Annotated in this window: 9 protein-coding genes; all 9 read left to right on the top strand. The window is 41.6% G+C overall.

What is annotated here, in order from left to right; translation table 11 throughout:
* Nucleotides 1–53 precede the first annotated feature (53 nt).
* The 9 genes from coaBC (at nucleotide 54) to rsgA (ending at nucleotide 12,034) form a co-directional block, all read left to right on the top strand.
* Nucleotides 54–1,283, top strand: a complete 1,230-nt coding sequence (gene coaBC, locus QCD85_RS15785; RefSeq protein ID WP_301263186.1) for a bifunctional phosphopantothenoylcysteine decarboxylase/phosphopantothenate--cysteine ligase CoaBC — start codon at nucleotides 54–56, stop codon at nucleotides 1,281–1,283.
* Nucleotides 1,280–3,805: a primosomal protein N' gene (priA, locus tag QCD85_RS15790; RefSeq protein ID WP_274172321.1), complete on the top strand. Its 2,526-nt coding sequence runs from the start codon at nucleotides 1,280–1,282 to the stop codon at nucleotides 3,803–3,805. The genes coaBC and priA overlap by 4 nt, the downstream gene beginning before the upstream one ends.
* A gap of 49 nt (nucleotides 3,806–3,854) precedes the next feature.
* A complete protein-coding gene (gene def / locus QCD85_RS15795) occupies nucleotides 3,855–4,334 on the top strand; it encodes a peptide deformylase (RefSeq protein WP_274172322.1) in 480 nt (159 codons plus the stop codon).
* 7 nt (nucleotides 4,335–4,341) lie between these two features.
* On the top strand, nucleotides 4,342–5,292 hold the full coding sequence (gene fmt, locus QCD85_RS15800) for a methionyl-tRNA formyltransferase (protein WP_301263187.1): 951 nt from the start codon (nucleotides 4,342–4,344) through the stop codon (nucleotides 5,290–5,292).
* On the top strand, nucleotides 5,289–6,734 hold the full coding sequence (gene rsmB / locus QCD85_RS15805) for a 16S rRNA (cytosine(967)-C(5))-methyltransferase RsmB (RefSeq protein WP_301263188.1): 1,446 nt from the start codon (nucleotides 5,289–5,291) through the stop codon (nucleotides 6,732–6,734). Before fmt ends, rsmB begins: the two co-directional genes overlap by 4 nt.
* A 292-nt stretch (nucleotides 6,735–7,026) precedes the next feature.
* Complete coding sequence (gene rlmN / locus QCD85_RS15810; protein ID WP_273613006.1) at nucleotides 7,027–8,073, top strand: 23S rRNA (adenine(2503)-C(2))-methyltransferase RlmN; 1,047 nt, start codon at nucleotides 7,027–7,029, stop codon at nucleotides 8,071–8,073.
* A 6-nt stretch (nucleotides 8,074–8,079) separates the two neighbouring features.
* Nucleotides 8,080–8,853 carry a Stp1/IreP family PP2C-type Ser/Thr phosphatase gene (locus QCD85_RS15815; protein WP_301263189.1) on the top strand — a complete coding sequence of 258 codons (774 nt, stop codon included), beginning with the start codon at nucleotides 8,080–8,082 and terminating at the stop codon, nucleotides 8,851–8,853.
* Nucleotides 8,850–11,024 (top strand): Stk1 family PASTA domain-containing Ser/Thr kinase, encoded by a 2,175-nt coding sequence (gene pknB, locus QCD85_RS15820; RefSeq protein WP_301263190.1) that lies wholly within the window; start codon nucleotides 8,850–8,852, stop codon nucleotides 11,022–11,024. Before QCD85_RS15815 ends, pknB begins: the two co-directional genes overlap by 4 nt.
* Before the next feature lie 80 nt (nucleotides 11,025–11,104).
* Nucleotides 11,105–12,034, top strand: a complete 930-nt coding sequence (gene rsgA / locus QCD85_RS15825) for a ribosome small subunit-dependent GTPase A (protein ID WP_273613003.1) — start codon at nucleotides 11,105–11,107, stop codon at nucleotides 12,032–12,034.
* The last annotated feature ends 3 nt before the right edge of the window (nucleotides 12,035–12,037 follow it).

Here is a 12,037-nt window from a genome sequence, read left to right on the forward strand (position 1 = left end):
TATAATAAAGGGATGAATAATTGCAAAAATTAAACGAAAGCGGGGAAATAGAGATGCTGCAAGGTAAAAAGATTGTGCTGGGGATTACTGGCGGAATCGCTGCTTACAAAGCGGCAGCGTTGTGTAGCGGATTGGTAAAACAAGGGGCAGATGTGCATGTCATTATGACACGTTCTGCTTCCAAATTTATTACCGAACTTACATTACAGACGCTCTCTCGTAACCCGGTTCATATAGATACATTTGACGAACGTGATCCAGAAGTAGTCACCCATATTAACTTGGCTGATCTAGCTGATCTGGTATTAATTGCTCCAGCCACTGCCAATACAATTGCTAAAATGGCACATGGATTAGCAGATGATATGCTGTCTTCCACATTGCTTGCCACAACAGCTCCAATTATGGTCGCACCGGCAATGAATGTGCATATGTATCAGCATCCAGCAGTTGTACAAAATATGAATACACTGGTCAGTCGTGGTGTATTGATGATTGAGCCAGGAAGTGGCATGTTGGCTTGTGGTTATGTCGGCAAAGGGCGTTTGGAAGAACCGGAGACGATTATTAAAGTAGTACAAGATTTTTTTCAAGCTCAAGCACATCGCAATCAGTTACGTCAGATGTTAGCAGGTAAAAAAGTGACCGTTACCGCAGGTGCAACAGTAGAACGGATCGATCCTGTTCGTTTTATTACCAATGATTCCTCTGGCAAAATGGGAATTGCGATTGCCAAAGCTGCTCGCGATATGGGGGCATCGGTACGATTGATTGCAGGAACAGTACAAGTACCTTTACCTGAAGGCATAGAAACAGTGCGTGTTCAATCTGCTCAAGACATGTATGAAGCGGTATTAGGCGAATGGAATCATACTGATATTATGATTCAAACAGCAGCGGTAGCCGATTATCGTCCGCGAACTGTGTACGAGACCAAAATGAAGAAAAAAGACGAAGGACTTACACTAGAATTAGAAAAAACAGTCGATATTCTGGAAAGTCTAGGTCAACGTAAACAGGGGCAATTTTTGATTGGCTTTGCCGCAGAAACGAATGATGTCGCTGAACATGCTATGGGCAAATTAAAACGTAAAAACTGTGATCTATTAGTCGCTAATGATGTCACTGCAGTTGGAGCTGGATTTGGCACAGATACGAATCTTGTTCAGATTTATGATGCACAGGGATTAGTAGTGGATCTGCCGTTAATGAGCAAAGACGAAGTCGCAATCCAATTGCTAGGTATTGTAGCCAAACGGTTGAATGGAGTGTCTACCTTATGACTCTTATTGCTCAGGTGATTGTTGATGTACCTAGCCGGGGCACAGATCGTCCATTTGATTATATAGTGCCAGAATCGATGCGAGGATGGTTAGAAGTAGGAAGTCGTGTAGGTGTTCCTTTTGGCCCGCGTACATTGCAAGGATTCGTGATTGGATTAAGTGGAACATCTGAGACACCAGCAAATAAGCTCAAATCATTACAAGAATTACTGGATCTTGTACCTCCATTGTCCGAAGAATTGGTTGAATTGTCTGAATGGATGAGCGCCAAATATGCGTGTCACCGGATTACTGCACTTCAATCTATGTTACCTGCGGCTTTGAAAGGAAAAGCAGAACGGTATATTCGAGTCGCTGAACGTGAATCTTGGGTGGGAGAAGATTCTCTTTTTGATGCTACAGAGTCATTATTAACCGACGAAGAAGAACAGATTGTCTCTCATATTCAAAAGCAACAAGAAGTGCGGATGGAATTGTTAAGTCGTCGGTTTGGCGAACAAGCGCATATTATCAAATCGTTATTGCAACGTGGCATTTTATTAGAAAGCCGTAGCATACGCGATAAAGTGCAAAAGAAAACAGTCCGAACTGTTTCTTTGCATTTGCCAGAAGATGAGATTCGTACTATTATCGAAGAATTTCCAGCCAAAGCCAAGCGTCAGCAAGAAGTACTGACTTATATTGCAGATACCGGTGGCGATGTACCACTCAAAGAAATTATGACAGTGCTTGGCGTCACAGCCAGTACAGTGAAAGCTCTAGCAGACAAAGGATATATCGCTATTATAGATATGGAAGTGTATCGTGATCCTTATCAAGATCGCAACTTTACACCGAGTACACCATTTACGCTCACAGATGAACAACAGCAAGTATATAACTCGATTATCAGCCGTATTAATAAACGTGAACAAGGCGAATATTTAATTCATGGGATTACAGGTAGTGGGAAAACAGAAGTCTATTTGCAATGTATTCAGCGTGTGATCGAACAAGATCGACAAGCGATTATGCTTGTACCTGAAATTGCACTGACTCCGCAGATGGTTGAGCGTTTTAAAGGTCGTTTTGGTGATCGTGTAGCTGTAATGCATAGCCGATTGTCTAGTGGTGAACGTTATGATGAATGGCGCAAAATTCGTGAAGGTAAATCTCAAGTCGCGATTGGTGCGCGTTCAGCGATCTTTGCTCCTTTTTCCAATCTAGGCTTAATTATTATGGATGAAGAGCATGAGACGTCATATAAGCAAGAAGAAAGTCCCAAGTATCATGCGCGTGATGTAGCGATTCATCGTGCTCACCAGCATAATGCTGTTGTCATTCTAGGTTCAGCTACCCCTTCACTGGAAAGTTATTATGCAGCTCGATCGCAAGCGAATGATGAATTTATGCCAACATTATTGGAAATTCATGGACGGGCACTTGGAAGCGAACTTCCAGCCGTAGAGATTATTGATATGCGTGAAGAGTTAAAAGAAGGCAATCGCTCGATGTTCAGTCGACCTCTTCATCAAGCGATAGAAGATCGGCTGGAGAAAAAGCAACAGATTGTTTTACTGCTTAATCGGCGTGGACATTCTACATTTGTGATGTGTCGTACGTGCGGTTATGTCGCGGAATGTCCGAATTGTGATATCTCGCTCACCTATCATCAGCGTTCTAATAGTCTGCGTTGTCATTATTGTGGTCATGCTGAACCTGCTCCGCAAATATGTCCGGAATGTGGTAGTGAACATATTCGTTATTTTGGCACAGGAACACAGCGTGTCGAAGAAGAATTGGCGAAATTATTTCCCGGTATTCGAGTAGTGCGAATGGATGTTGATACAACCACGCAAAAAGGATCACATGAGAAATTATTAAATCAATTTCGTGATAAAAAAGCAGATTTACTGTTAGGTACGCAAATGGTAGCCAAAGGATTGGATTTTCCAGATGTTACGTTAGTAGGTGTCATTGCAGCCGATTCAGCGCTACATTTACCTGATTTTCGCGCAGCTGAGAAAACGTTCCAACTACTGACTCAAGTAGCAGGACGAGCAGGTCGTCATCATTTACCAGGTGAAGTGATTGTACAGACGTATAATCCAGAGCATTATTCAGTAATTCATGCGAGCCGTCACGATTACGGGTCTTTTGTGCGTGAAGAATTGAAGCATCGTCAGACACTCGGGTATCCACCCTATTGTCGCTTAGCATTGATTACTTTTTCACATGAAAAATTAGCCTTATTAGTACGTATCGCTGAAAATTATACACAGATGATTAAAGATCAAGCTTCTAAATTAGGTTGGTTAGGTAGTCTAGAACGATTTTCAAATGAAGCATTAGATGTATTAGGTCCTGTCGCTTCGCCAATACCACGCTTAAAAAATAGATACCGATTCCAATGTATGATAAAATGGCGTGGAGATATGGACGTTGCCAAGCTTGCTGAGCATGTGGCAGAACAATTGCAAGATAGTGTACGTGATAAAGAGTTATTAATCAGTATTGATGTAGATCCACAAGTATTAATGTAACAAGATCGAATGTACATGTAGAGAGATAATATAAAGGACGGGATAAAGAATGGCTATACGTATTATTGTAACGGAACCGGATGAAGTGCTTCACAAAAAAGCAAAAGAAGTGACCAAAATTACACCGAATGTACAGAAGTTGTTAACCGATATGGCAGACACAATGTACGATGCAGACGGGGTAGGTCTTGCTGCGCCACAAGTCGGTATTTTGAAACGCTTGATCGTAGTAGATGTAGGCGATGATAACGGATTAATCGAACTTATTAATCCTGAAATTATAGAAAGTAACGGCGAGCAACTAGGTTCAGAAGGTTGTCTTAGTATTCCCGGTCTTAACGGTCAAGTTCGTCGTGCTTTGGAAGTGACGGTCAAAGGATTAGATCGCAATGGTGAAGAAGTGACAATTACAGGTCGTGATCTATTAGCACGTGCTTTTCAGCATGAGATCGATCACTTAAACGGTGTACTATTTACCGATATTGCAGAACGTGTCTATGACCGTAAGCTAGACGAGGAAGGGGAATAAGTCTATCGTGAATATTGCATTTATGGGAACACCCGATTTTGCTGTGCATAGCTTAAATGTTCTGATTGAAGAAGGCATGAATGTAGTCTGTGTCGTGACTCAACCGGATCGTCCTCAAGGTCGTAAAAAAGTATTAACACCTACTCCTGTCAAAGCAGCAGCCGTAGAACATGGTATTCCAGTACTTCAACCGCAACGGATGAGAAATCCTGAATCTATCGCTGAACTTGCAGCATATAAGCCAGATTTGATCGTTACGGCGGCTTTTGGTCAGATTTTACCGAAAGCTGTATTAGATCTACCACGCTTAGGTTGTGTAAATATTCATGGATCATTGTTGCCTAAATATCGCGGAGGTGCACCGATTCAGCGTTGTATTATCAATGGTGAAACGGTAACAGGCATTACGCTGATGTATATGGCAGAGGGTTTAGACACAGGAGATATGATCTCGAAGATCGAAGTACCGATTACAGATGAAGATACATCCGGTACTTTATTTGCCAAAATGAGTGAAGCAGGAGCAACGATTCTGCGTCGAGAATTGCCACGACTGCTAGAAGGTAAAGTAGAAGCAGAACCGCAAAATGATGAAGAATCCACCTATGCTCCGAATTTGACTCGTGAAGATGAACAATTGGATTGGTCGAAAACCAGTCGTGAATTATATAATCAAGTTCGTGGTCTTGTGCCGTTCTCCGGTGGATTTACATTATGGAATGGCGAAGTATTCAAAGTATGGAAAATAAGCAAGCCTACGACGGATGCAACGTTAAAAGGGGCAGCACTAGAAGCTGTACCGGGTACAGTTCTGGAATTATTGCCAGAAGGTATTGTTGTTCGTACAGGCGATAGCACAGTTACATTGACAGAGATTCAACCTGCGGGCAAAAAAGCACTACAAGCGTCTGACTTTGTACGTGGCACGTCAATGACTAAAGGTACGGTGCTCGGGTGAATAATCAAAATAATAGTCATAACAACAAATTCAAACGTCAACCGAATGCAGATAGCCCGTTAGCGAATAACACTAAGACCAAGTCTGATCCGAAAAGCAAATCGGTTCGTCCAACTACTGCTCGTGAAGTTGCGCTCGAAGTATTAACAGCAGTGGAAGAAGAGGGTTCTTATAGTAATCTTGTATTGAATCAAATGCTCAATCGTATTCGTCTAGAACGTGCAGATATTGGACTGGCTACAGAGTTAGTTTATGGTACCATTTCACGTCTGAATACGATTGATTATTTTCTTGGTCAATTTGTGGCAAAAGGCTTAAATAAGCTTCAACCGTGGGTACGTAATTTGTTACGGTTTAGCTTTTATCAAATTTATTATCTTGATCGTATTCCTGCTCATGCGGCGGTAAACGAAGCGGTTAATATCGCGAAACGTCGTGGACATCAAGGCATATCAGGTATGGTCAATGGCGTATTACGTAATGTAATTCGTCGCCGGGAAGAATTAGTGATTCCTCAAGATTTGCCACCTGCGAAAAGAATAGCATTGCAACACTCATTCCCTGAATGGATGGTAACACGCTGGATCAAGCAATATGATGAAGCAATCGCTGAACAAATCTGTATTTCAAATAACGAAGCACCATCGGTAAGTATTCGTGTAAATACGCATCGTACTTCTCGTACAGCGATGTTGGAATTGCTGCAAGGTGAAGGATATGATGTAGAAATTTCTCCGTTATCTCCAGATGGTATTCTGGTGCATGGTGGCGGGAATATGGCATTAACATCATGGTATCAAGACGGATTAATTTCAGTACAAGATGAAAGTTCGATGTTAGTCGCAGAAGCAGTACAAGCGAAGTCTGGTATGAATGTACTCGATTGTTGCGCGGCTCCTGGTGGAAAAAGTGTTCATTTGGCAGAGAAAATGAATAACAGTGGTCATATTGTGGCTAACGATATTCATGAACATAAGCGTCAATTGATCGATGATCAAGCAGAACGTCTACAACTCTCTATTATCGAAACGACAGTTGGGGATGCATTAACATTAACAGAGCGCTATCCTGCCGAGTCTTTTGACCGAATATTATTAGATGCTCCATGTTCAGGTCTAGGGGTTATTCGTCGTAAACCTGATCTCAAATGGAATAAAAGTATGGCGGACATCAAAGAAATCGTACAGTTACAACAACAACTGTTGCAGAATATCTCTACGCTACTCAAGCCAGATGGCATTATGGTGTACAGTACATGTACGATTGAACGTAGTGAAAATGAAGCGATTGTAGAATCTTTTTTACATCAAAATAAACAGTTTGAATTGGCTCCGTTTGCACCTGTAAATACGAATCATGCTCAAACAGGGATTCAAATTTTACCGCAAGATTTCCATTCAGATGGATTCTATATTGCTGCACTACGTAAAATCAGTATGTAATCTAGTTTATTCTGATCTTCTAAATAGACACGATAAAAGTGGCTTGTTACTTATGGAGAGTATAGTTATCCTGAGTAAAGCCACTTTTGCTGTGTTTAGGAATAAATGCTAATCTATAATCAACCGATATAAAAAATATAGTAACAAATAGTAACGATATCTTAATGAACAGACCCTTTAGGGTTTGATTGTTTTATGCTAGAATAGTAAGGATGAAATTCAATGTTGACCGTCATATGATCCGTTGTATCAAAAAAATGAAAAGAATTTGAGAATAGGTGTGATAATTGTAATGAAACCTTTTATATATGATTATGCTTTGGAAGATCTACAGAACTGGGCAAAGGAAAATAATGAGCCTGCTTTCCGCGCAGGACAAATTTTTGACTGGCTGTATGTGAAGCGTGTGACTTCGTTTGAGGAAATGACTAACCTTTCCAAGGAACTTCGCGCTAAACTAAACGACCAGTTTTCTTTTGTTATGTTAGATGAGATTACTAAAATGCAATCTAAAGATGGTACGGTTAAATTTTTGTTTGGTCTGCATGATGCTCATGCGATCGAGACCGTTATTATGCGTCACAACTACGGAAATAGTATCTGTGTAACTACACAGGTAGGTTGCCGTATCGGTTGTACATTCTGTGCGTCCACATTGGGTGGCTTGAAACGTAACCTTACAGCAGGTGAGATTGTGGCTCAGGTTGTTCAAGCACAGAAGATTTTGGATGAAACGAATGAGCGTGTAAGCAGTATTGTAATCATGGGTTCAGGTGAGCCGTTTGAAAATTATGAAGCAACAATGACTTTTTTACGGATTATGATTCATGAAAAAGGATTGAATATCGGACAACGTCATATCACTGTTTCTACAAGTGGAATCGTGCCGAATATTTATAAATTTGCAGATGAAGATACACAGATTAACCTAGCGATTTCTATTCATGCACCGAACGATAAATTGCGTTCTAAATTGATGCCGGTTAACCGTCGTTTTCCTTTTGATGATGTGATGGAATCTCTTCGTTATTATTTGAACAAAACCGGTCGCCGGATTACGTTTGAATATGCGTTGATTGGTGGCGTTAATGATCAGCCTGAACATGCAGAAGAATTAGCAGATGTTCTCAAAACTATGATGTGTCATGTCAATTTGATTCCTGTTAACTATGTTCCAGAACGTGATTATGTGCGTACCCCGCGCAAAGATATTTTTGAATTCCAGCGTATTTTATCTGACAAAGGTGTGAATGTAACGATTCGTCGTGAGCAAGGACACGATATCGCTGCTGCTTGTGGACAGTTACGAGCGAAACACATGGAGTCGACTGCGAGGTGATCACATTTGATTAGAACAGCGCAACATAGTGATAGGGGACACGTTCGACAAGTGAATGAAGATTCAGTATGGATCGGTTCTATTCAACAGGAATATACACTAGGTATAGTCGCAGATGGGATGGGTGGACATCGTGCAGGCGATACAGCAAGTCAACTGGCTGTGCAGACCATTATCGGTGATCTGCAAGGGCTAGAAGCTGGCTTATCGCTGGAAGCTTGTCGTGCTGCTTTACATGATGCGATTTTACATGCGAATAATGTTGTTTTTCATACTGCTCAAATGGACGACAGTTACCACAATATGGGAACGACTGTTGTAGCTGTATTGCTACGCGGTGATAGCGGCATTATCGGTCATATCGGTGATAGCCGCGCTTATTTGGTAGGCGAAGAAGAATTACGTCTATTAACGCAAGATCATACACTGGTCAATGAATTGCTCAAAAATCATCAGATTACTCAAGAAGAAGCAGCTGTGCATCCTCGTCGCAATGTGTTAACACGTGCACTGGGTACAGATGCAGAAGTCGTTGTAGAAATAGACGATATTCAGCTTAAAATCGGTGAAGTGCTTTTGCTATGTAGTGATGGATTAACGAATATGATTGGTAATCAACAGATCGAAACGGTTGCTCTGGCAGGTATTGCACTTGAAGAACGTGCGAAGCATCTAGTAGCTCTAGCACTTGAAGCTGGTGGCGAAGATAATATTACTGTTGCCCTATTCGAAATGGATGACTCTACGGTAGAGTTGAGCACGAAGGGGTGGGAACAATGATCGGACATACGCTAGGCGGCCGTTATGAAGTCATCGAGGAAATCGGTGGCGGCGGTATGGCGCTTGTATACAATGCGCGTGATGTGCTGCTTAATCGTCATGTTGCCATCAAAGTTTTGCGCCAGCAATTTGTATATGATGAAGAATTTATTCGCCGTTTTCGTCGGGAAGCTCAATCAGCGGCGTCCTTATCACATCCTAATGTGGTTAGCATCTATGATGTTGGACAAGAAGGCGATATTCACTATATCGTGATGGAATATGTACAAGGTTACAATTTGAATGAAGTGATCAAAGAACGTGCTCCTTTGCCTGTGGATGAAGCGATCCGAATTGCTTCTCAGATTTGCGATGCACTTGATCATGCACATCATAATCAGATTATTCATCGTGATATCAAGCCACATAATATTTTGATCGGTCGTAATGGACGGGTGAAAGTAACTGATTTTGGTATTGCGCGTGCTGTGACTTCTACCACGATTACACAGACAGGTTCTGTTGTCGGTTCAGTGCATTATTTTTCACCTGAACATGCTAAAGGTGTAGCTACTGGTGAAAAGTCTGATCTGTATTCGCTTGGTATTGTGTTGTATCAAATGCTGACTGGGCGACTTCCTTTTCTCGGTGAAAGCCCGATTAGTGTAGCGCTTAAGCATTTACAAGATGAATTCGAAGAACCGCGGTTAATCAATCCGTTGATTCCGCAAAGTGTAGAAAATATCATTTTGAAGTCGATGCGTAAAAGCCCTTCAGAACGATACAATTCTGCTCATGAAATGTTACAAGATCTAGATACGTGTCTGTTACCAGAACGTCGTAGTGAAACGAAAGTATATTTCCCAACAGTAGATGATGAAGAGCAGACACGCGTCATATCAGCGATTCGTCCGACTTCGATTCCTGTAGGAGATGATGATCGTAAGTCAGATCGTGAAATGTCACGATCTTCTGCTCCTGCGAAGCAACAGCGTAAATGGGTAAAACCAACCATCTGGATATCGGCGGTTGTGATTCTGTTGGTATTGATGGGTCTTGCAACAATGTATGTACGTTCTACTCTTGATGTAGCCGAGGTGGCTGTACCCAATATAGTTAACCAAACGCAAGCTAGCGCTGAAAGTATGCTAGAGGCGCAAGGATTAGTTAGAGGTCAAGTAACAAGTGAATACAAAGAAGGACAGCCTGCTGGTATCGTTATCGCCCAGAGTAAAGACGCAGGAACGATGGTCAAACAAGGAGCTTCTATTGATATTACAGTCACCGCTGAAAAAGAATTATCCAAAATGCCTGATCTGAATGCCAAAACGTATGAAGATGCACGTAAATTGTTGCTAGCAGAAGGATTTAAAGAAGATCAGATTACACGTGTCGATGAAAATAACGATAGTGTCGATAGTGGAACTGTATTTGATCAGACACCTGGAGCGAATGCAGATGTGGATCCTGCAACAACAACCGTTACTGTAACTGTAAGTAAAGGAACAGCGACGGCTTCTGTACCGGATCTCACAGGAATGAGTCAGTCTGATGCTCAAGCTAAATTATCTTCAAGTGGATTTACTGTAGGAGATGTAGGACAAGAGACAAGTTATACCGTAGCTAGCGGTAAAGTAACTCGTCAAAATCCGGCTTCTGGTAATTCATTAAGTAAAGGAAGTAAAGTATCGTTCTGGGTGAGTTCTGGATATCCACCGGAAGCATTTGACTTTACGTATTCTGTATCTATTCCACCAGCAACAGCAGGCAAATCTAGTAAAATCAATATTAAATACACCGATGCTACTGGTGAAAATAAAGATTGGGGAACCAAAACAATCAGTTCACGTCAATCTTTAAAAGTGAATATGGTGTTAGGACCTAATCGTGATGGTGCAGTATCGATCTATCGTGATGGCGAATTTATCGATACGTATGCGATTGGATACAATGAAGCGAAGCAAGGCAGTGTACAGGAAACAGTTATCGAACCAGACGCTCCTGTTGAAGTTCCACCGGTTGATAACAGTGGAAATACGGGCACAGGAACAGGAACTGATGATCCTGCTGTAGATCCACCAACAGACGGTCAAGGAACTACACCAACAGATCCAGCGACAGATGGAACTACTCCGACAGATCCGACAACAGAAGAAGGATCAACAGATGGTGGAACGACCAGTACACCGTAATGTAGTGATCATTTATAAAAAAATAACAATTAATGAACAAACAAAAGAAATAAGCTTTATCCATGAGGGGACGGAATCACATGCTACAAGGCTTAATCGTCAAAGCTTTAAGCGGCTATTATTATGTGCAACAACAAGTCGATGATATAGCCTCGGGCGGGGATCACCGGAAAACAGTTCAGTGTCGTGGACGCGGTATTCTTAAGAAAAAAGGAATTGCGCCATTAGTTGGCGATCAAGTACTGTATTCGTTAACAGAAAATGGAGAAGGCACAGTAGAAGAAATATTGCCTAGAAAAACAGAGTTGATTCGTCCACCTGTAGCTAATATTGAGCAAGCTGTGCTCCTTTTTTCGGTCAAAGAACCTGATTTGAGTCTGCATTTATTAGATAAATTTCTTGTTCATGTAGAAGATGCGAATCTAGAACCTTTGATTTGTTTTAGCAAAATGGATCTAATTGATCCAGAAGATACGCAAACGTTGACAGAAGTAGAGCAAGCACGTCAACTATATGAGCAAATTGGTTATAAAGTAATTTTGACCAGTGCTGAAGATGGCTCCGGTACCGCAGCAATTCGTGCCGAATTATCAAATCGACTGAGTATGTTTGCAGGACAATCCGGTGTGGGTAAATCTTCTTTACTGAATGCTATTATTCCGGGAAGTACAATCAATACAAGCGAGATTAGTATGCGTCTAGGACGTGGACGGCATACGACACGCCATGTCGAGCTCATTGAGCTTGATGGTGGCGGTTATGTAGCAGATACTCCGGGATTCAGTCAAATGAACTTTACACAGCTCGGTGTGGACTTAGAAGACTTAGGGTCATGTTTCCGTGAGTTCAATGAATACTCGGATGGTTGTAAGTTCCGTGGATGTACTCATTTGCATGAACCGGGCTGTAAAGTAACCGAAGCTTTGGCTAACGGTGAAATTGCAGAAAGTCGCTATAAGCACTATCAATTATTTTATCAAGAAATGAAAGATGAAAAACGGAGGTATTGAACT

The sequence above is a fragment of the Paenibacillus sp. PsM32 genome, from assembly GCF_030433815.1.
Taxonomy (GTDB): Bacteria; Bacillota; Bacilli; order Paenibacillales; family Paenibacillaceae; genus Saccharibacillus; species Saccharibacillus kyungheensis.